The following is a 19,780-nucleotide window of genomic DNA, read 5'->3' as shown; positions in this document are numbered from 1 at the left end:
TAGAGTCTTAATCTTCCTAATCCAGCCCCTGCTCTAGGGGCTGGCAAAGTATTCCTGATGCCAACATACTGTTCTCTTCTTTTCTCTCGTTGTATTCTTTCAAACACACGTCTAATCGATTAAGAAAACAACACGTTACACAGAGTCATTAAAAGACAAGGAACACTATGATCACCTACCGAGAAATGGATATTTCCGATTACGCCCAAGTCGCAGCGCTATGGCGTGAAACCGAGCACATGCTACTCCGAGACGCTGACTCCAAGCAGAGTATTTCACAGTACCTAGTTCGAAATCCGGGGCTAAGTTATATCGCCCAAAAAGACAAAGTTATCGTTGGCTGCGTACTTGTGGGTACAGATGGCCGACGAGGTTACTTGCAACACCTCGCCGTGAGCAATGAAGAAAGGGGCAGCGGTATCGGTAAACATCTGGTTTCGTTATCAATCAACGCGCTTGCACAGATAGGGATTGCGAAAACCCATTTATTTGTCGCCAATGACAACCCAAAGGCGCAGGCATTTTATCAATCCCAAGGGTGGCAGCCCCGCGATGAAGTTAGGATGTTCTCTTTTAATTCATCATCAAATTCAGAGGTTTAAACTACATTAACAAACCTTAATCTTCCCTCAACCGAGGCTTAATCCTCACTTGGTTATTCTAGAGTTATAACAATTAACCAAGAGGACAAAAGGTGAATATACTCGGTTACTTACAAAAAATCGGCAAGGCGTTGATGGTGCCAATTGCCGTGCTACCTGCGGGTGGCTTAATGCTGGGTTTGGGCTACGCGATAGATCCAGCGGGCTGGGGGGCGAACAGTGCGCTTGCAACAATACTCGTATACGGCGGCAAGGGTATTATGGACAACCAAGCTTGGTTGTTTGCGGTTGGTGTCGCATACGGGCTTGCCAAGGATAACAATGGCGCGGCTGCTTTGTCGGGATTGCTTGGGTTACTGATTATCGAGATGATTGTAGGCAATGTCGCCGTGATATCGCAGATAACGGGTGTTCCTGTCGATCAGATGTCTTCATCCGAGGTCATTGCATCGAAAGCGGCGGTGAGTGCCTTTACTGGGATCATGATGGGTATCGTGGCTGCGACGCTGTATAACCGTTTTCATACAATCAAGCTTCCAGCTGCACTTGGCTTCTTTGGTGGTCGACGATTCGTCCCTATTGTTACCTCTCTTACTGCGATCACCATAAGTCTTGTCATGGTTTATGTCTGGCCTGTTGTCTACGGCGCACTGGTGGACTTCGGTATCGCGATTTCCGAGCTTGGCGCGACAGGGGCTGGTTTGTATGGTTTCTTCAACCGCCTTTTGATCCCGATTGGTTTGCATCATGCCCTTAACCAAGTCTTCATTTTTGACTTAGTGGGGATCAATGACATCAGTAAATTCTGGTCGGGAACCGGTGAACTCGGTGTAACGGGCATCTATCAAGGTGGCTTCTTCCCTGTGATGGGCTACGGTCTGCCAGCTGCGTGTTTGGCGATGTATCACTGCGCGAAGCCTGAAAACAAAAAGAAAGTTGGCGGCATTTTGGGCGCATCTGCACTAACTGCGATTCTGACTGGAGTCACAGAGCCGATTGAGTTTGCGTTTATGTTCGTTGCGCCTGTTTTGTACGTCATCCACGCTCTGCTAGCGGCGCTATCACTCTACATTGCTGCAAGTATGCAGTGGATCGCGGGCTTCACCTTCAGCGGCGGATTAATTGACTTTGTGTTGTCGTTCAATTTGCCGTTGGCCAACAAACCTTACATGCTGATCTTGCAAGGTCTTTGCTTCGGTGCGATGTATTACTTTGTGTTCCGCTTCGCCATCTTAAAATTTGACCTTAAAACACCGGGTCGTGAAGATGTGCAGGTCGAGCAAGGCAATGAAGCAACCAGCAATGAAAAAGCGTTGCAATACGTCAAAGCGCTGGGCGGACGAGCGAATCTGGCAACGATCGATTCTTGTATCACTCGTTTACGATTAACACTTAATGACATGTCAGTCGTGAACGAAGAGACGTTGAAATCGATTGGCGCGCTTGGTGTGGTGAAAATGGGCAACAATAATCTTCAGGTGATTGTAGGCACCGAAGCGGAAGACATCGCTCACGCAATGAGGCAAGTTTCAGAGTCGCAATCACTTACGCCTTCTATGAGCTCATAGTAAAGCGGGAGTAAGACGAAAAGACCGAGTCACAGTGACTCGGTCTTTCTCTATTTGATGGGAGAGCGGAACTGCTTGGACTTAAGGGCGACCAAAGAGCAGTTGACGCTCTGAACGATGTTCTCAGCAGTGTTGCCGATTACCACACCAGGGATGCCGGTTCGAGCGAGTGTCCCCATCACCAATACATCAATGTCGGTTTCCTCTACACAGTGAGGGATTTCCGCGTCGGGCGTACCATGTAAGCGATGCATCACTAAATCCCCTCCTATGTCAGAGGCTTCGATCAACGTTTGAAGGGCTTCGTAGTGTTGCTGTTTCGCCAGCTCAATCTGTTGCTGGAGCTCGTCTTGCGACACTTTAATCCAAATATGATCGTCTAGATAATGTTCGAGCACGTATTCCCAACAAGAGATAATGTGAAGGCGGCTGTCACAGCTATCGGCAATAGAACGACCAAGCTGAAGGAGTTGGATAGAGAGCATTTTCTCTTCGTCTGTGGTGGCATTTGGATTGACCGCTACCGCAACACGTTGTTTGCTTCGTGGTTTTTCTGACGGACGATTTAGCCAAACAGGGCAGGGGCATTTTCTTAGCAGGCTCATATCAATAGCACGTAGACCGCGACTGCGAGACTGATTTGGCTCCGCATCTTTAATCACCAAGTCGATCCCGTGTTCTTGAACGTACCGAATGGCTTGGACCGTCGGCTTATCTGCGACAATAAGCTCAACAGGAAACCGCAGATCTTCGCGCGACATGTCCTGCTCTACGAGGCTTTCTTGGACAAGACTTTGCATTGACTCCATTAGCCAAGTCTCGTACTGATCCTCATAGTCATTCATGTCGTTGGGTAGGTGAGGGCAAACAACAAGCCCTTTTAGTTTGGCTTTATTCCGCCATGCTAAACGAATTGATTGTGCAAGGGACTCTCGATTGTCCATCACTCCTTGACTGAGAAAGAGTATGTTGTTGAATTGTTGCATAGTCACCTCCTTTTACTTCAAGTCTTGACGCTAGGAGGTAAAATTTCCACTAATTTAGTAAGGTTTAATTGAATAAAATGCGTGCGCGCAAGCCAGGGTGATTGTCTTTGAATATTAGCTCGGCACCGTGCTGATGAACCACCGCATCAACCAACGAGAGCCCTAAGCCATTGCCATGCTCACTGCGACTTTTGTCAGCGCGATACATAGGTCGGCAAACGTAGGGTTTGTCTTTGTCAGCAATGCCGATTCCACTGTCGGCAACCACAACACCTAACTTATCAACAACCACATTGATTTGGCCATTTTCTGGGGTGTACTTAACGGCGTTTTCAACCAGATTAAAAATCGCTCGGAACAGAAGCGACGGATCCCCTTTGACTTGGCAGATTTGGTCTTGCCGAAAGGTGAGCGAAAGCTGTTTTTGTTCGGCAATAGGCGAGATAAATTCGATCGCATCTTGGCTGATTTTGGCTAGATCAACGGGCTCGGCTTGTAAGGTAACTTGACCACTGTTGATTTTCGCAATTTCTAGCATGCTATTGAACAAGGATAAGATGAGCTCCAACTCGTCATGACACGCAGAAATTTGAGCTTGCTGAGCGGGATTTAACTGCTGGTGTGACAGAACATCTTCTAGCCTCAGCTTAAGGCGCGCCATGGGTGTTCGCATATCATGGGCCATGCCGACCGTGAGCGATTTCAATGTTTGCTCTTTTTTCGCCATCTGTTCAATCATGTAATTGAGGTGAATGGCGAGGATGTCAAACTCATCGTCTTGTTGAGATACCTCTAACTTCACATCGCGCTCGCCGCACAGGACTCGGTTCATCGCTTTGTTGACGTTTTCGAGTCGGCGCAAGATCAAAATAGTGAAAAACAGAGCCGCGACCAACATAACCGCAATGGGTAACACAATACTAGAAAGGACGATGGGCACCAGCGCGTTTCGATACGCTTCGACTACTTGGGGATTGACGCCAATTTCGAGTTTAACGTTATCTCCAATCGCAATATTGGTCGTGTCATTGGGCAGTGAGCTAATCGGATAGAACTGAGTGGTGTAAGTCGGCTCTATGTGTTCAATTAAGCGATAATAGAAAGGGGTATTGGACGCTTTCTTCGCTTGGAGTAGTTTTTCAACCTCTTCCCGACTCTGTTCAGCGAGGTAACTGAATTCCATGATTTCGTCATTCAGTTGTTTGGTGAGTTGCTCGCGATGAAAGCTGTCAGAGTCGATGTAGACTTGCCGCACGACCATAATGTTAATGATAGCGATAACCAGAAAAAGCCCGATTAAGGTTTTAAAAACAGATGATCGCGTGAGGGTATAATCATCGACGAAGGACATAACCCGCTCCCCGAACCGTGTGCAGTAGATCACGACATCCCGCTTCTTCAAGTTTACGGCGCAGGTTGGCTACGTGAACATCAATGACATTGGTTTTTGGATCGAAGTGATAGCTCCAGATACTCTCAAATAAACGCATTCGTGAGACAACCTGTTCACTGTGCTCAATAAAGTGCTGAATCAACTGGAACTCTTTGGGTTGGAGTTGCAACTCGGTATTGTTGCAGGTAACCCGATGTGCACGGAGATCGACCGTTAAGCAGTCGTAGCTGAGAGTAGAATGCGGCTTAGTTTGACGTTGGTTACGGTGAATAATGATATCGACACGGGCAATAAGTTCTGCCAACGCGAAGGGTTTGATGAGGTAATCGTCGCTGCCTGCTTGAAGCCCATCGACGCGGTCTTCGACGCTGTCCATGGCACTCAGAATAAGGACGGGTAAATGCTCTAAAGTCGCCTTGATTGCAGATAGGACTTTCATGCCGTCCAAATAGGGCAACATTCTATCCAATACCACCAAGTCATACTCGCCACTTAGTGCCATCATCAGCCCACTATTGCCATCTTCTGCTTGATCAACCGTGTAGCCATGCTCTTGCAGTCCCTTAGCAACAAATTCTCGCGTTGTTTGGTCATCTTCTATAATCAGCAGTTTCACATTCACTCCTTGTTTACGCGCGTCATATCATATCCGATTCGCCAGCGATTGGGGGGAATAAAAAGAAGGCTCGCGTGACTAATGCGAGCCATAACGGTCTAGGGGGTAAACCGAAAAACTCTAATAATATTAGAGGCTTTTATTATCTGCTCCTTGCCATTGAGGTAGGATTTATGAAACATTAAGTTTTCTTAATCTTGGGCAGACAAGAAGGAACTTGGATGAAGTTAGAGTTTGTTACGGTCGAAACGAATGAATTTGAGCGACTATTTGATGTAGTGAAACAAGGGTTGTTTACTCACGTTGATAAGGTCTTTGGCTGGGATGATGATTTTCAGCGCGAACGATTGAAAAACAACTACCAATCATCTTGGTTTCATTGGGTAGTCAAAGGCAAAGAGCAAGTGGCTCTCGCCTGTTTTAAGCCATACGAAAACGCGGTTCACTTACACTTTTTGATTGTGTTTCCTGATAAGCAACGAAAAGGCATTGGTCAGCAAGTCATGGCACAGATCGAACAAATGGCGAAAGGTGCTGGCTGCGAGAAAGTGACCTTATCGAGCTTTGTAGTCAACAGTGGCGCGACGTCACTGTATCAAAAACTGGGTTATCAAGTGGTGGAGCAAGACGAAGCGTTTCTATCGATGGCTCTTAACCTAAAAGAGTAAAGCCGCATAGAGCGGCTTAACTAGCAATGTTCATCGTCAGATTAAGATCCAAAGAGAGCTTAGACAGTTTGTCTTTTAGCACTCGGCGGGTTTTCTCAAGCTCCGCCACAGGTACTTGTGAGCCTTTTGCGTGAACATCAAGATTGACACGAAGCTCTCGTCCTACTTTGGTCACAGCAGCGACTTCCAGATGTTGCTCAACCTGTTGGTCTAATGCTGAGACTTCGGCGTCGACAGTGGTAATGATATCGTCACTGGGTTTCATCATCAGCAGCTCACGCATCGCTTCTCTGAGCATATCAAACGGCACCTTAATGAAGTAGAAAGACATCAAAATCATCATCATTGGGTCTGCATATACGGCGTATTCTGCGTACGATGACAACGAGACGAGCCATGCTGCGATAAAGCCTAATGTAACCGCAACACTCAAGAGCGTATCCATTTGCCACTGGGTTGCTTCTGCTTCAATCAATCCTGAAGAGAAACGTTTTGATTTGTTGGCAATGTAGTACCAACCGTAACCACAGCCGATGACATTGACCAAACCAAAGAGGGTCGCGATTGAGGTGTCGACTTCACGGCCGCCTGTAAACATGGACTGAATAGCCGAGTAAAGTGAGTAACCCACAACCAACAGAATCACGCTGCCTTTAATGGCGATCACCACTGGTTCAAGAATGGCTTTACCAAACGGAAACTGGCTACGGGACGGACGCTCAATGTAGCGAGAAACAGCGAGTGACAATAAAGTTAACAGCAAACTCACTAAGGAATAGACGCCATCAAAAACAATCACTAGCGAGCCGACAAGCAAACCAAGCACTAAGCCACCACCCGCAAAGCCAGAGGCCAAAAGGGCTGAAAAGGTCAGTATTCGTTTTTCGTTTAAGCTTGTCCTAGCACACATAAAATTATCTCAATGGAAAGTACCTTTATAGTTTTCTGGATTTCTGACCATTTAACAAACCCAATCGGTATGAGCGCTCGTTATTGATAAAGATAGTTTCAACTAAGTGTTTACTTTTCAGTGGGTTAAGTGTTTTGCGTGGTGTCAAATATTTTGGCGGTCAGTGATTTTGACCGTCAAAATATCATTAAAAATGAAGAATGACCGTTTAGAAATCGAACAAATATTCGTTCAATTTGTCTGCAAGCCAACTCATTCCAGGGTGTTCAGTCATGCCTGCTGCGGTAAACATGCAGTAGTCTTCTTGGGTTAAACCGTAGGTGTGTTTGATCACCGCTAACTTTTGTTTTCTCAACAAATGACGAATCAAAGGTTCAGGTAACACGCCCCATGCTTCTTCTTCCAAGATCGTGTTGAGCATATAATCAAAGCTGGAAAAACCAATGTGTCTGAGAGAAAACGGCTGAAGTTCGGGGTTGTCTTTTTCATTCAGGTAAACCATGACAGCTTGCATGGCGTTACGCAGCTCGTCATCGGACACGCGGCGCATTTTACTCAGGGGATGATCGGCGCGACACACCGACATCATGCGGATTTTCCCTAGTGGCTGATAGGTGATGTGGGGATCATCGATTCGCTCGTAATCGACTCCGAATGCAAAGTCGACCTGTTGGGTGGCAACAAGGTTGGCAAGGTCGCCACTGGATGCGAGAACAATGTTGAATGCGGTTGCTGGGAAGCGGTTATTAAGCTTATGAGAGAGCTCATGCCACATTTCATCAGGCAGGGAATCATCACGCGCTATCCATACTTCGGCGTTGAACTCCCCTGATACTTGGGCGCAAGTTTGGCGAATACGTGCCGCGGTAACCAGTAGATTCTGACAGTCTTTGTAGATTGCTTTTCCTGCTTCGGACAGGGCCAAGTGATTACCGCTACGGACGAACAGTTCAATGCTCAAATCTTTCTCTAACGCTTTGATTGCCATACTGAGCTTGGTGCGATTGCACTCAAGTTGACGAGCGGCTTCCGATACGGAGCCTGTGTCCGCGACGCTACAAAATGCTTCGATTTGAGATAAGTTCATTGTTTAGTCGATATGAAAGATCTTTTGCCAGATAGTACAACAATAATCGCAGATTGTCCGTTTTGCGGAACGAAACGCTAGGAATTTCATGCAGTTTTGATACTCTTGGGCGATGCCAAATGAATGAAGTTATAGGGAGATCATGATGGCTACTAGTTGGGATGATATCGCGGCAGATTGGGATAAAGATAAATCGACCGGCGAATACGCAAATAAAGCGTTCGAATCGTTGTCAGATATCATTAGTATTCAAGGCGCTCGCGTTCTGGATTTTGGTTGTGGGACGGGATTGCTTTGCCAAAAGTTATCACCATTGGCGAAAGAGATTGTCGCGCTTGATAGCTCAGAAGCGATGATCGAGCAGCTTGATAGAAAAGAGCTAGAAAACGTCGAACCGGTGGTGGATATTCTTAGCCGTGGACTGGTTGCAATGCACCCTGCGTTTCGTGATCAGTTTGATCTTGTGGTGGCGTCTTCGGTGTGTAGCTTTCTTCCTAACTATGCAGACGTTGCGGATATCATCTATAGCTTGTTGGACCAAGGAAATCACTTTGTGCATTGGGATTGGTTGTCAGAGCAAGATGAAGTGGGCGGCATGACTTACGAACACGTCGAGCAAGTGCTGACCAGTGTCGGCTTTGAAGAAGTCACCGTAACGACTCCATTTGAGATAGAGACTCCGCAAGGTACACTCAAGGTGTTGATGGCTGTTGCCAAAAAATAAACCAGCATTTACTCACAAAGCCCGGCGTTTTCAGCCGGGCTTTTTGATCAATTGGCGTATTGAATGATTTCCTCCAGTACGGCTGGGTTGGCGATCGCGCCTTTGTTCTTAACCTCTTGACCATGCAGTACTTGCTTGACTGCAAGTTCCACCAGCTTCCCAGATTTTGTTTTAGGGATCTCGCTCAGCGGATAAATCTCACTGGGTACATGTCTTGGTGAGCATTTTTGTTTTAGCGTAGTACATATCTGCTCAACCAAACTGTCATCAAAAACGTGTGATGGCTCCATTTGGACAAATAACACGATCTTTTCATCGCCATCCACATGTCGTGACACGGCAATTGAATCTTTAATTTCGGTGAGGCCATTCACTTGCTGATAGATTTCTGCCGTCCCGATCCGCACGCCGCCGGGGTTTAGGGTGGTATCACTTCGACCGTAAAACACCATGCCACCGCTTTGGGTCAGTGCCACGTCATCCCCGTGATGCCATGTGTTGTCGAATTTGTTCCAGTACGCGTCGTGGTAACGTTTTCCGGTATCACCCCAAAAACCGAGCGGCTGATTTGGGAAGCTGTTTCTACAGACTAACTCTCCTCGTTTACCCGTAATTTCGATACCGTGTTCATCGTAGACTGCGACGTCCATACCTAAGCCCGGACCCTGGCACTCACCACGGTAGACAGCCGAAATGGGGTTACCCAAAACAAAACATCCGCAGATGTCGGTACCGCCTGAGATAGACGCCAAATGTACGTCGACTTTGATGTCGGAGTAGACGAAATCATATTGATTTGGGTAAAGCACCGAGCCGGTGGAGCAGAGGGTTTTAAGGCTCGACAGATCATAGCTCTCTGCGGGTCTAAATGCTGTTTTTTCTAGTGCTTCTAAGTATTTGGCAGAAGTTCCAAATAAGCTGACTTTAGCTTCATCCGCCAGTTGCCAAAGCACATCAGGGTTGGGGTACATCGGGCTGCCATCAAAGATCACTAAGGTTGCGCCACTCGCCAGCGCAGAGACATGCCAATTCCACATCATCCACCCACAGGTGGTGTAATAGAAAACCCTATCTTTTGGCTGAATATCGCAGTGAAGTTGATGCTCTTTCAAGTGGTTGAGTATGGTGCCGCCTACAGAGTGGACGATACATTTGGGTTTCCCTGTTGTGCCCGAAGAGTAGAGCACAAACAGAGGGTCGTTAAACCCGATGCGTTGATAATGGGTACCACGAGGGAGAAAGCTTGCCAGTATCGCTTCCCAATCAGAAAACGTCTCGTTACTCATGGAATCGGTGAAGCCTTGGCGAAGGTAATCAATTTGGCAGGTATTGGTGATGCTTGGCAATGAGGCGACAATTTCTCGGTTCTTGTGCTCCATATTGAAGGTTTTACCGTTGAACTGATAGCCGTTGCAGCAAAACAGAACCTTGGGCTGCACTTGACCGAAACGTTCTGTCACACTTTCGACGCCAAAATCGGGTGAGGTAGAGGTCCATATCGCCCCAAGGCTGGTGGTTGCCAACATAGCGATAACTGTTTCCGTCATGTGCGGCAGGTAACCCGCAACCACATCGCCTTGGCCAACGCCATTGTGAATAAGCCATTGCTGTAAAATCGACACTTGATCGCACAGTTCTTGCCACGTGGTTTTTTGCGATTCGCCCCGTTCGTTCTTAAACCAGATGGCGATATCGTCAGGTGCTTGGAAGGCTTGAGCAAGTAAATTTTCGGCGTAGTTTAGCTGCGCTTGAGGAAACCAAATGGTATCGCGACTCGGTTGAAACTCTCCCCAGCGGGCCAATCCTTCGCCATGAATGCAGTCGCCTTTAAAACCAATGACATCGCAAAACTGCCAAATTTCCAACCAAAAATCTTTCTTTTGTTTGACCGACCACTGATGTAAATCCCTGTAATTATTGATGTTGTGGCCTTGAATCTTAACGTGGTTGATGAATTGTTGAAGATTAGAAGACTCAATTCTTTGTGGGCTTGGAGCCCAGATCGGCTCGTTGTTACTGACTTCACACTGCGACATGACATCCTCGTCGATGATTTACTTGTTGTTGTTTAAGTCTTGTTGGAAATTTATACAAAGTCAAACAAATGGACCATATTCAGAGTGCTGATAAATAAGAGAAAAAATGTCAAATGTAAAATTATTGTTACACGCGATTTGACCCAGATGTAGCGGGTTAAATTGTCACCAATCACGCATCGCGATAGGCTTTATGTAACGAAATTGTTAAAGGAAATGGCAATGACGCAGTACGTATCTAAGCCAGTGAACGAGCAAGGATTTGTTGAATGGACGCAGGAAGAAGACGCCATTTGGCATGACCTCGTCACGCGGCAACTGGCGTTAATAGAACAGAGTGCGTGTAAAGCGTATTTGGATGGATTGCAAATGCTTGATTTACCGATCGAGCGTGTTCCTCAGCTGCCAGAAATTAACCAAGTGCTATTGAGGGAGACGGGTTGGCAAGTTGAACCTGTGCCTGCACTGATCAACTTTGACCGCTTTTTTGCGTTACTCGCGGATCGCAAGTTTCCTGTTGCGACGTTTTTGCGCAGCCGAGAAGAGTTCGACTACTTACAAGAGCCGGATTTTTTTCATGAAATCTTCGGTCATTGTGCCATGTTAACCAATCCGCAGTTTGCTGAGTTTACTCAGACTTACGGTATTTTGGGTAAAGAGGCCAGCGCTAAGGAGAGAGTCTATCTGGCTCGCTTGTACTGGTTTACGGTCGAGTTTGGTTTGGTGCGTGAAAATGGTCAACTTAAGATTTATGGCGGGGGCATCCTTTCTTCTCCGGGAGAAACCAATTACGCCCTGAGAGATTCTAAGCCGCTGCGAGAATCATTTGATATACACACGGTATTAAGAACGCCATATCGAATCGATATTATGCAGCCAGAATACTTTGTACTCGACGATATTGAACAGTTATACAAACTCAGCAAAATGGATTTGATGTTCCATGTTAAACAAGCGATGAAGGCAGGGCTTTTGCCGCCACTATTTGAACCAAAGGAAGTGACACATGCTTAATGAATTACGATGCGAAGCGTGCACAAGCAGTGCAGTAGCATTAGGTGAAGAAGAACGACGACTGCTCTTAACGGAACTCGATGGCTGGACGATGCTAGAACGTGATGGCATTCCACAACTCGAAAAAGTCTATACCTTTAAGAACTACAAGTTGGCGTGGGCATTTGCGAACTTAGTGTCTGAGCTGGCTGAAGAGGAGTTCCATCACCCATCCATTTTGCTTGAGTGGGGCAAAGTCACGGTAACTTGGTGGAGTCACTCGATTAAAGGCTTACACCAAAATGATTTTATCTGTGCAGCCAAATGTGACCGCTTAGGTTAAGTCACGGATTACCCTTTCCAAAGCCTGCTTCATGCAGGTTTTTTTATGCACTTTGTCGATTTTGTTGATTTAAGCATTGTTCAATCTTACAGACGCTCACTGGTTTAGATTTTAGGTAGCCCTGCACATAGTGACACTGATATTGAGTCAAGATAGCCAGTTGTTGTGGCGTCTCGACCCCTTCTGCGACCACTTTTAAATCTATGGTATGGGCGAGGTTGATGATGGCTTGGCAAAGGCTATCTGCGTTGGTTTGGCCAAGTGCGATGCGACTGACAAAGCTGCGGTCAACCTTGATCACATCGACCGGATAGTCATTGATGACTGAAAGTGAAGAATAACCCGTACCGAAATCATCGAGATAGAGGGTGATCCCTAGGTCCTTGATTCGCTGCAGTTGCTGTGCGCTGCAGTCGTCACTCAAAAGCATGGATTCTGTGATCTCAACGCCAATGAAGTGAGCGGGAAAGTCACAATGATTTAATAAGCGTGATAGCGTTTTATAGATGTGTTCTGACTCAAACTGCTTGGCGGAGACATTGATGTTAATCCGTGGCATCACTTTAATGGCTGGGTCGTGCCATAAGCGTTGCAGAGTTTTACAGCATTCCTTCGCTACCCAGTCCCCAATCGAGATGATGAGCCCTGTCTCTTCGGCGATCGGAATAAACTCATCAGGTGAGACGTGACCAAACTTAGGATGGTTCCAACGAAGCAGCGATTCAAAACCAACAATGTCATCCGATTGTGTTTCGTAGATAGGCTGGTAAACCAGCGAGAGCTGCTTCAAGGCCAGCGCGTTGGTCAGCTCTTGTTCGAGCGTGAATCTCTGCTTGGCTTTTTGAAACATGGTCTCGTGAAAGAAAACCACTTTGTCATGACTGGAGCTCTTTGCTTGATACATTGCGGTATCGGCTTCGCGCAGAATCTCCGTCAGGCTTCGATTGTAATCAGTGACGATCGAAATACCGATACTGGCACCTATGTAGCAGCGTTGACCGTCCAATATGTATGGTTGGCTGAGCAGTTGGGCGTAGCGTTTACAAATCTGACTCACTCTCTGCTTATCGGTCAACTCAGGTAAACAAATCACAAACTCATCCCCGCCAAATCGAAAACTCACATCGTGGTTGCGACAATTTGCGGTCAAGCGTTGAGCGACAAGTTGAAGCAACCTATCGCCATGCAGGTGGCCCATCGAGTCGTTGATGACTTTAAAACGATCTAGGTCGATAAATAGGATAGAAAACCCTTTGGTTTGCCCTAATTTGAGTTGAGCTAGCCGCAGTTCCACCTCTTGAGCGAGGGCACTTCGGTTGGATAAACCGGTTAAGCTATCCTTAACCGCTTGAATGGCAAGTGACTGGGTTTTTTCTGCGATGACTCGGTCGGAGACTTTCAGGCGCGTCGCATAAAAGTTGGCGGACAGTGTCGCGCTTACTGTTAGGGCAAGAATCAGTGCAACCAGAGTGGCACCATACATGGCGGTACTTCCGGTCCTATCGACCATTGACACCGACACTATCCAGTGTTGGTCAAAAAGCGCATTGTAGTAAGGTTTTTCAAGTGTGACGGTACGCTCGGACAGCTTCTGATCACTGAGTGAAGTATTGATATGTGATTGGAAAATGACTTTATCTGCGGCTTCTGAATAGACAGAAATGTGGCTGTCGGCTGAATTAATGTCCTCTTTCCAGGTTAGGCCTAAGAGTTCGTGTAGGACGATATTGGCAACCAAACATCCTTTGAGTTGCTGGTGGTCCGTATACAGCGGTAGAAACAATCGAATGCCCGTCTGGTTGTCGTGCTCATAGTGAGCAACGCCAATTCTGTTGTGGTTAAACGATTGTGTGATTGCATAGAGGTTTTCTGTTCGACTTTCGAGTCGCACTCCCAAGTCATCGCTGGCTTCGAATATCGACGAGACGTAGTAGATAGGGAGGGTAGAACCTTGCAAAAACGTCGGCAAGTGGGTTTGCGGATCAATCGGTGGCTCGACTCGATAACCAAGAAATCCATGCGTTGCGGCGGCTTTTTCTAACTGAGGAATCTCTTCGATGGCCGTTTTAGGCGCCCAAACAATCGAGTGAACACCGCGATCTGTTCCTGTTTGACCACTGAGAAATTGTTCAAATTGCCGTTGCGATGCCTGATTACTGTTTTCTAGAAAAGCACGAGTCAGAAACATCAAATGTCGCGTCGAATCGAGTGTTTGGCCAAGAGCATGAATCTTCGTCTCTAGGCGTCGTTCGAGTTGTGCTTCCATCTGTTTGGATTCGTAATAGTAAACGGTCGCGACACTTGTGATGGCAAGCAAGATGCCAGCTAGCCAAATGAAGGCAACGTGTTTAATAGACAGTGATAGTTTCAAAGCGATAGATATGGATGGTTGGCGTGCCATAAATGGTAATGATAAATGATATTTATGCAAATGATAATTAATATCATGTGAATTTTTTATAAACTATTGATGAAAATGACAATAAATAGAGGTTATTTGTCGGAAGCGTGGTTTTTTATCAAAAAAGACACAGAAAGTTACAAACTTTCCTGCGTATCTAACGGTCAGGTGGTGGATTAGAAATCGCCATCAACGTAGAGAGTTCTAGGCGGTATCGATGCTGGATGGTGGCTAATTTTGACAGTAATTCGCTTAAACTCGCGAGTAGGGCGTCATTGCTTTTAACGTAGTTATTACTAATAACGCTGTTTGTGGCGTAGCGTGCATCATGGCAGTGTGCACCAAGTTCGCGCCATTGAGTACGCGTCTCTTTCACGTTTTGCTCCAGTCGAGATATGAGTTGGCTCTCTTCGCTGATGGCCTGAATAAGATGTCGAGAAGACTCCATTTGCAGCTCAAATTTCTGTTTTGCACTTGGCGTTCCTGTGACCCAAAGTGTATTGAGCTCTTGTGAAGAGAATGCTTGGTGCAAAAAGGGCTGCTGACGATGGTATTGGAGAAGGCGGTTAAATCTCTCGGCATGTTGGTTGTAACTGGCATCAATCTTCTGCTGTATTTTGACAAGTTGATCCCACGCCTTTGCATCGCAGTGTGCCGCAGCGCCATGAAAGGGTAAAGTGCAGAGCCAAGCTGCCGTTATAGTAGAAGTAAACGAGAGCCATTTCATCTGAATGTGAGCGTAAGTTCGGATGTAATAAGTATAGGAAAAGAATCGGCATCACTATGAAAAAGATAATTATGATTGTTTTGCTGCTGGTCGGTATTGCGTGTGCGGGAGGGGGATATTACATCTTCTATCTTAAACCCAAACAAGATGCGGAACTGGCAAGTCAGATGGAAAATGCCGAGGAGCCAATAAAGCCGCTCAACATCGTTAAAGAAAAACCTCAACCGCCAAAGCCGCCTGTTACTGATTACTACGTCAGCCCTGAAAGATTGGGTGTGCGCGAGTCGCCAGACCATAGCGCGTTTGTTGAGAGTGTCGTTTACCGTGGTGACAAACTGCATGTGCTTGAAAAGAAAGATGGTTGGGGAAGAATCTCAGCGTACTATGTGTATGAAGAGGGCGGTCCAGAAGTGGCTGAGTGGGTTCCAATGGACGAACTACTCGAGGTAGCACCTACCATCACCAAAGACGAGCGCAGAGAAACAGTTAGCAGTTACATTGAAGACTCCGATGATTTCAAAGCGCATTTTGAAATGTTTGTGAAGAAAACCGATCAGTTACTCAAAGACAAAACGTGCACACCAGAAGACTTCGAAGAAACTAAAGGCTGGATGCGCTCACTCACCTTTAACGAGCGTGATGTCTACTTCGTTTATTGCGGAGGTCTAAAACAAGCAAATAAGATTTACTTGGACATACGCAGTGGTGAGATTTTCTACCGCTAGCAGGGTATACCAAAACTGAAAGCTTAAGTTTTAGATAATTTTAGTTGTCGCGGCGCTTTCGAGGGCCTACTATCCACGTAATTGATTTGATAGGTTACGTGAATGTACCAACGGGTGATAACACTTCTTTGGCTTGCTTTGTTTGCGATGGTTTTACCAGCGCATGCGGTGGCATATTTAAGCCAAACTGAAAGTGATATCGGCGCTCGACTTGACCCGTCTTCAAGCCAATTTGCACCGCTATCAAAAAATGATGCTCAGGCTCTTTTTGATGCATCTCGAAAAGCACAAGACTCCAGTTCAAGTCCTGTTTCTCAGTCGGAAGGGACGATTGATGTTGTTGCCATCATCAACCTCAACCGATGGGGGATGTCTGGCCGCATTGCTGACGAATCGGATTCAAATCAAGCAGAGTCTAGTCTCGCTGACCTCAATCCATCTTCACCTTATAAACCCTATTGTCACCCGTTACCAGCCAATGAGTACTGGGTTGATGATGCCTTGACATCCAGCCATCGCATTTCTGGTTGGAAAGAGTCTAACGCCCTCTACGTCGCGCTAAACAGCCAATTCGCTTAATCCATTCTAGCCAGTCGTTAATGTTATTAGCGACATTCCAAGTTTGTCGTTTTTGATGCTTCCGTGACGTTCTCACGCAGAAGTCAATGGCGACCTATTGCCGATTTTCGCCCTTTACGCAAGTTGGAGGGGCGAACACATACTAAGAAAAATTATGAAGCGAAATATGGCCAATAAGGCGAAAAGTGCGCGAGTGATGAATCGTTACTCGGCGTGGAAATATGTGGTGCTTGTCGTCACGATTGTACTGTTAGCACTGAGTGCTATACCTACGTGGTATGGCGAACAGCCCTCAATTCAGGTGACAACGTCACAAGGTGGTGGCGTGCTCAACAACCCTGCGGAGCTAAACCGCTATTTAGATCAGCACAATATCAAAGCCGATCGCATTGTGCAGCAGGGCAACAGCACGACCTTGGTGTTTGAAGATGAAACTCAGCAAACTCATGCACGTGAAGTGCTAAATACCTTGATTGGAAAAGAAGATTCGATCTCTTTCTCCTACGTTTCGGTGGCACCAGAGTGGTTGGGAGAGCTTGGCTTTAGTCCGATCAAACTGGGTTTGGATTTGCGCGGTGGTGTGCAATTTCTGCTGAATGTTGATATCGACAAAGCGTTTGAAGAGCAACGCAACGTTTTGATGGACGAAATGCGAGACATGCTTCGTCAAGAGCGTATTCGAGGGGTGAAATTTGCTCAGGTTGGCGTCGACGGTTTTGATGTCAAGAGTGAAGCTGGAGAGTCACTCTCTCGCGTGGCCACTTATCTGAAGCAGAATTATCCAGGCTGGGATGTTAAACGCCATTCCGACTATCTGGCGGTAAAACCAACCCAGCAGAACAAGACAGAATTCCAAACCATTACCATTACGCAAAACCTAAAAATCATGCGTGATCGTATTGAGGAGTTGGGTATCACAGAAGCTGCGGTGCAGCGTCAAGGTGAACACAGCATCCGAATTGAGCTACCCGGCGTTCAAGACCCGTCTCAAGCGAAGCACGTCATCGGTGCGACCGCGACCTTGGCGTTTCACGAAGCAAAATCGCCATCGGAAGGGGTAAGCTACGGAGACATTGTGCTGAAAGACAACGATGGTCGAGATGTGGTGCTTGCCAAGCGTGCCGTCTTAACGGGTGAACACATTGTGAACGCGCGTGCTGGTATCGATAAGATGGGCTTCTCAGAAGTTAACATCTCATTGGATCATGCTGGTGGCAAGATCATGAGTGATTTCTCTGGTAGCCATATTGGTAAACCGATGGCGACCGTCTACAGCGAGTACACGACCAATGCGAAAGGCGAGACCGAGCGCAGTGAGCGTGTTATCAGTGTTGCGACGATTCAATCGCAGCTAGGCAGCCAATTCCGAATTACTGGCGCCGGCTCGATGGAAGACGCACAGAATCTTGCTCTGCTACTTCGTGCAGGTTCATTGACTGCGCCAGTCACGATTGTTGAGGAAAGAACCATCGGCGCATCACTGGGTGCAGAAAACATTCAAAATGGTTTTGCTGCTCTAGGGCTCGGCCTTGTGATGACTTTAACCTTTATGGCGCTTTGGTATCGCCGTCTAGGTTGGGTGGCAAACGTCGCACTGTTGATCAATATGGTGAGTCTACTGGGGCTTATCGCTTTACTACCTGGCGCAGTGCTGACCTTGCCTGGTATCGCTGGCTTGGTATTGACAGTAGGTATGGCGGTAGACACCAACGTTTTGATCTTTGAGCGAATCAAAGACAAGCTCGCAGAAGGGCGTACATTTGCCCAATCCATAGACTTAGGATTTGGTAGTGCGTTAAGCACCATCTTAGATGCCAATATCACCACCATGATTACCGCGGTCGTACTTTATTCAATTGGTAATGGTCCGATTCAAGGCTTTGCGCTGACATTGGGGCTAGGTCTGTTGACCAGTATGTTTAGCGGTGTGTTCGCATCTCGCGCAATTATCAACTTAGTTTGGGGACGTGACAGTCGTCGCGATGTGAGGGTTTAATCATGGTCGAATTTCTAAAACAAAACATCCGTAAGATTCGTTACGTAACCAGTATTGTGTCTGTCGCCTTGATGATCGTATCGCTTGTCGCATTGGGCGCGCGTGGTCTCAATATGGGGTTGGATTTCACAGGCGGCATGGTGACAGAAGTCCAAGTGGACAAGAGCTTAACAAGCAATGATTTGTTGAACACGCTCAAACCAGAGCTTGGAGAATTCACGTCAGTGACTCACTCTGACGACGCAGGGCGCTGGGTTATCCGCTATCCAATCCCAGAAGCGGGGCAAACTATCCCTGATATCAATCAGGTGCTGAGTAAAGTATCTCATCAGGTGTCGGTGGTCAGCAGCAGTATGGTTGGCTCTCAAGTTGGCGATGATCTTGTTGATCAAGGTGGACTTGCGCTGCTTATCTCGATGATGTGTATTTTGGGTTACCTCTGCTTCCGCTTTGAGTGGCGATTAGCGAGTGGTTCACTATTGGCGTTGATTCATGATGTGGTTTTGGTGCTAGGCTTTTTCGCTGCGACTCAAATGGAGTTCAACTTGACGGTGTTCGCCGCCATACTCGCGATTTTAGGCTACTCACTGAATGACTCGATCATCATCGCTGACCGAATTCGCGAGCTGCTGGTAGCGAAACAGTCAACGCCAGCCGAAACCATCAATGACCAAGCGGTTATCGCCACCTTTTCCCGAACTATGGTGACGTCAGGCACGACCTTGATGACGGTCTCTGCATTGTGGTTAATGGGCGGCAATGCGTTGGAAGGGTTCGCTGTGGCGATGTTTATCGGTATCCTTTCGGGTACGTGGTCTTCCATTTCAATTGGCACTGTGCTGCCAGAATGGCTAAAACTGGAGCCAAAACATTATCTTCCGGTTGAAGTAGACTCTGCGCCTTAAGTAGGCGTTAAACAGGGTAAATTGCACTAAGCAAAGGCTAGAGAGCGATCTCTAGCCTTCTTTTTTATTGGGTGCTTTGCTGCAAAAACTCACCAAATCGCTGCCAAGATTTCTTATCCGCATCGGCACGATAGCGATCGCTACCAAACACGGTAAAGGCATGAGGGGCGCCACTGTAAGTGATCATTTCATGGGCGATTTTTTGTGTTTCCAGCTCGGTCGCGAGCTGTGCAAATTGCGACATTGGAATCGCTGAATCCGCAGTACCGTGTAGAACTAAGATAGGGGCGGTGGTTGATTGGTAATTTTGTCCTTCCGGCGTGCTTAAACCGCCATGAAAGGTGACAAAGCCTTTAGCCTTCATCCCCGCACGAGCAGACTCTAAAACAGCGGCTCCACCGAAGCAGTACCCCATAACAACCACATTATCAGCATTCCCGCCTAAAGACGCCGCATAATCCAAACTGCCTTGCATGAGAGCTCTGAGCTTCTCTCTATCTTTATAGAGTTCGCCAGTATGT

The 19,780-nt window shown here is 46.9% G+C and carries 19 protein-coding genes; 10 read left to right on the top strand and 9 right to left on the bottom strand.

Going from position 1 to position 19,780, the window contains the following annotated elements; genetic code table 11:
* The first annotated feature begins 167 nt into the window (after window positions 1-167).
* Both RJ47_RS16570 and nagE read left to right on the top strand, forming a co-directional pair.
* Window positions 168-602: a GNAT family N-acetyltransferase gene (locus tag RJ47_RS16570; RefSeq protein ID WP_038193234.1), complete on the top strand. Its 435-nt coding sequence runs from the start codon at window positions 168-170 to the stop codon at window positions 600-602.
* Between the two features lie 92 nt (window positions 603-694).
* Entirely contained in the window at window positions 695-2,170 is a 1,476-nt protein-coding gene (nagE, locus tag RJ47_RS16565) for an N-acetylglucosamine-specific PTS transporter subunit IIBC (protein ID WP_038214242.1), read from the top strand.
* Window positions 2,171-2,220: 50 nt separating this feature from the next.
* On the opposite strand, the gene RJ47_RS16560 is transcribed toward nagE, so the two are convergent.
* The 3 genes from RJ47_RS16560 to RJ47_RS16550 all read right to left on the bottom strand — a co-directional run bounded on the left by RJ47_RS16560 (window position 2,221) and on the right by RJ47_RS16550 (window position 5,165).
* Window positions 2,221-3,156, bottom strand: coding sequence for a universal stress protein (locus RJ47_RS16560; protein WP_039485371.1), 936 nt, complete (start codon window positions 3,154-3,156; stop codon window positions 2,221-2,223).
* Between the two features lie 64 nt (window positions 3,157-3,220).
* Window positions 3,221-4,507: a sensor histidine kinase gene (locus tag RJ47_RS16555; protein WP_039485368.1), complete on the bottom strand. Its 1,287-nt coding sequence runs from the start codon at window positions 4,505-4,507 to the stop codon at window positions 3,221-3,223.
* On the bottom strand, window positions 4,491-5,165 hold the full coding sequence (locus RJ47_RS16550; protein WP_005472294.1) for a response regulator transcription factor: 675 nt from the start codon (window positions 5,163-5,165) through the stop codon (window positions 4,491-4,493). Before RJ47_RS16550 ends, RJ47_RS16555 begins: the two co-directional genes overlap by 17 nt.
* Window positions 5,166-5,386: 221 nt before the next feature.
* Here RJ47_RS16550 and RJ47_RS16545 point away from each other — a divergent pair, with 221 nt between their 5' ends.
* Window positions 5,387-5,833, top strand: coding sequence for a GNAT family N-acetyltransferase (locus RJ47_RS16545; protein WP_039478047.1), 447 nt, complete (start codon window positions 5,387-5,389; stop codon window positions 5,831-5,833).
* 16 nt (window positions 5,834-5,849) lie between these two features.
* Here the strand turns inward: RJ47_RS16545 and RJ47_RS16540 are convergent, their stop codons facing one another.
* Together RJ47_RS16540 and RJ47_RS16535 are read right to left on the bottom strand one after the other, a co-directional pair.
* Window positions 5,850-6,743, bottom strand: coding sequence for a cation diffusion facilitator family transporter (locus RJ47_RS16540; protein ID WP_038214247.1), 894 nt, complete (start codon window positions 6,741-6,743; stop codon window positions 5,850-5,852).
* A 208-nt stretch (window positions 6,744-6,951) separates the two neighbouring features.
* A complete protein-coding gene (locus RJ47_RS16535; RefSeq protein WP_005472238.1) occupies window positions 6,952-7,830 on the bottom strand; it encodes a LysR family transcriptional regulator in 879 nt (292 codons plus the stop codon).
* A 145-nt stretch (window positions 7,831-7,975) separates the two neighbouring features.
* Between RJ47_RS16535 and RJ47_RS16530 the strand changes: the two genes are divergently transcribed.
* Window positions 7,976-8,554 carry a class I SAM-dependent DNA methyltransferase gene (locus RJ47_RS16530; protein ID WP_039485366.1) on the top strand — a complete coding sequence of 193 codons (579 nt, stop codon included), beginning with the start codon at window positions 7,976-7,978 and terminating at the stop codon, window positions 8,552-8,554.
* A 47-nt stretch (window positions 8,555-8,601) separates the two neighbouring features.
* Here the strand turns inward: RJ47_RS16530 and RJ47_RS16525 are convergent, their stop codons facing one another.
* Window positions 8,602-10,590 carry an acetoacetate--CoA ligase gene (locus RJ47_RS16525; RefSeq protein WP_039485364.1) on the bottom strand — a complete coding sequence of 663 codons (1,989 nt, stop codon included), beginning with the start codon at window positions 10,588-10,590 and terminating at the stop codon, window positions 8,602-8,604.
* A 216-nt stretch (window positions 10,591-10,806) separates the two neighbouring features.
* Between RJ47_RS16525 and phhA the strand changes: the two genes are divergently transcribed.
* Window positions 10,807-11,604, top strand: a complete 798-nt coding sequence (phhA, locus tag RJ47_RS16520) for a phenylalanine 4-monooxygenase (RefSeq protein ID WP_269412646.1) — start codon at window positions 10,807-10,809, stop codon at window positions 11,602-11,604.
* Entirely contained in the window at window positions 11,597-11,926 is a 330-nt protein-coding gene (locus RJ47_RS16515; protein WP_005472312.1) for a 4a-hydroxytetrahydrobiopterin dehydratase, read from the top strand. The genes phhA and RJ47_RS16515 overlap by 8 nt, the downstream gene beginning before the upstream one ends.
* Window positions 11,927-11,969: 43 nt before the next feature.
* On the opposite strand, the gene RJ47_RS16510 is transcribed toward RJ47_RS16515, so the two are convergent.
* Together RJ47_RS16510 and RJ47_RS16505 are read right to left on the bottom strand one after the other, a co-directional pair.
* Window positions 11,970-14,327 carry an EAL domain-containing protein gene (locus tag RJ47_RS16510; RefSeq protein ID WP_082016354.1) on the bottom strand — a complete coding sequence of 786 codons (2,358 nt, stop codon included), beginning with the start codon at window positions 14,325-14,327 and terminating at the stop codon, window positions 11,970-11,972.
* Between the two features lie 157 nt (window positions 14,328-14,484).
* Window positions 14,485-15,054: a hypothetical protein gene (locus tag RJ47_RS16505; RefSeq protein WP_039485358.1), complete on the bottom strand. Its 570-nt coding sequence runs from the start codon at window positions 15,052-15,054 to the stop codon at window positions 14,485-14,487.
* 56 nt (window positions 15,055-15,110) lie between these two features.
* Between RJ47_RS16505 and RJ47_RS16500 the strand changes: the two genes are divergently transcribed.
* The 4 genes from RJ47_RS16500 to secF all read left to right on the top strand — a co-directional run bounded on the left by RJ47_RS16500 (window position 15,111) and on the right by secF (window position 19,259).
* A complete protein-coding gene (locus tag RJ47_RS16500) occupies window positions 15,111-15,779 on the top strand; it encodes a hypothetical protein (RefSeq protein ID WP_197058148.1) in 669 nt (222 codons plus the stop codon).
* A gap of 102 nt (window positions 15,780-15,881) precedes the next feature.
* On the top strand, window positions 15,882-16,358 hold the full coding sequence (locus RJ47_RS16495; RefSeq protein WP_005472267.1) for a hypothetical protein: 477 nt from the start codon (window positions 15,882-15,884) through the stop codon (window positions 16,356-16,358).
* Window positions 16,359-16,524: 166 nt separating this feature from the next.
* Window positions 16,525-18,354, top strand: a complete 1,830-nt coding sequence (secD, locus tag RJ47_RS16490; protein WP_419831553.1) for a protein translocase subunit SecD — start codon at window positions 16,525-16,527, stop codon at window positions 18,352-18,354.
* Window positions 18,355-18,356: 2 nt separating this feature from the next.
* Window positions 18,357-19,259, top strand: coding sequence for a protein translocase subunit SecF (gene secF / locus RJ47_RS16485; protein WP_039485350.1), 903 nt, complete (start codon window positions 18,357-18,359; stop codon window positions 19,257-19,259).
* Window positions 19,260-19,323: 64 nt separating this feature from the next.
* Here the strand turns inward: secF and RJ47_RS16480 are convergent.
* Window positions 19,324-19,780, bottom strand: a 457-nt coding sequence (locus RJ47_RS16480; protein ID WP_039485348.1) for a dienelactone hydrolase family protein, incomplete at its 5' end; no start/stop codon positions are given.

Source organism: Vibrio sinaloensis, from assembly GCF_000808535.1.
Classification (GTDB): Bacteria; Pseudomonadota; Gammaproteobacteria; order Enterobacterales; family Vibrionaceae; genus Vibrio; species Vibrio sinaloensis_D.
The sequence above is the reverse complement of the archived record's forward strand: the minus strand, read 5'-3'. Positions and strand labels throughout refer to the sequence as shown.

Coding starts and splice junctions, on each gene's coding strand:
- RJ47_RS16570 (WP_038193234.1), top strand. CDS start 168: ATGATCACCTACCGAGAAATGGATATTTCCGATTACGCCCAAGTCGCA.
- RJ47_RS16560 (WP_039485371.1), bottom strand. CDS start 3,156: ATGCAACAATTCAACAACATACTCTTTCTCAGTCAAGGAGTGATGGAC.
- RJ47_RS16555 (WP_039485368.1), bottom strand. CDS start 4,507: ATGTCCTTCGTCGATGATTATACCCTCACGCGATCATCTGTTTTTAAA.
- RJ47_RS16545 (WP_039478047.1), top strand. CDS start 5,387: ATGAAGTTAGAGTTTGTTACGGTCGAAACGAATGAATTTGAGCGACTA.
- RJ47_RS16540 (WP_038214247.1), bottom strand. CDS start 6,743: ATGTGTGCTAGGACAAGCTTAAACGAAAAACGAATACTGACCTTTTCA.
- RJ47_RS16535 (WP_005472238.1), bottom strand. CDS start 7,830: ATGAACTTATCTCAAATCGAAGCATTTTGTAGCGTCGCGGACACAGGC.
- RJ47_RS16530 (WP_039485366.1), top strand. CDS start 7,976: ATGGCTACTAGTTGGGATGATATCGCGGCAGATTGGGATAAAGATAAA.
- RJ47_RS16525 (WP_039485364.1), bottom strand. CDS start 10,590: ATGTCGCAGTGTGAAGTCAGTAACAACGAGCCGATCTGGGCTCCAAGC.
- phhA (WP_269412646.1), top strand. CDS start 10,807: ATGGCAATGACGCAGTACGTATCTAAGCCAGTGAACGAGCAAGGATTT.
- RJ47_RS16515 (WP_005472312.1), top strand. CDS start 11,597: ATGCTTAATGAATTACGATGCGAAGCGTGCACAAGCAGTGCAGTAGCA.
- RJ47_RS16510 (WP_082016354.1), bottom strand. CDS start 14,327: ATGGCACGCCAACCATCCATATCTATCGCTTTGAAACTATCACTGTCT.
- RJ47_RS16505 (WP_039485358.1), bottom strand. CDS start 15,054: ATGAAATGGCTCTCGTTTACTTCTACTATAACGGCAGCTTGGCTCTGC.
- RJ47_RS16500 (WP_197058148.1), top strand. CDS start 15,111: ATGAAAAAGATAATTATGATTGTTTTGCTGCTGGTCGGTATTGCGTGT.
- RJ47_RS16495 (WP_005472267.1), top strand. CDS start 15,882: ATGTACCAACGGGTGATAACACTTCTTTGGCTTGCTTTGTTTGCGATG.
- secD (WP_419831553.1), top strand. CDS start 16,525: ATGGCCAATAAGGCGAAAAGTGCGCGAGTGATGAATCGTTACTCGGCG.
- secF (WP_039485350.1), top strand. CDS start 18,357: ATGGTCGAATTTCTAAAACAAAACATCCGTAAGATTCGTTACGTAACC.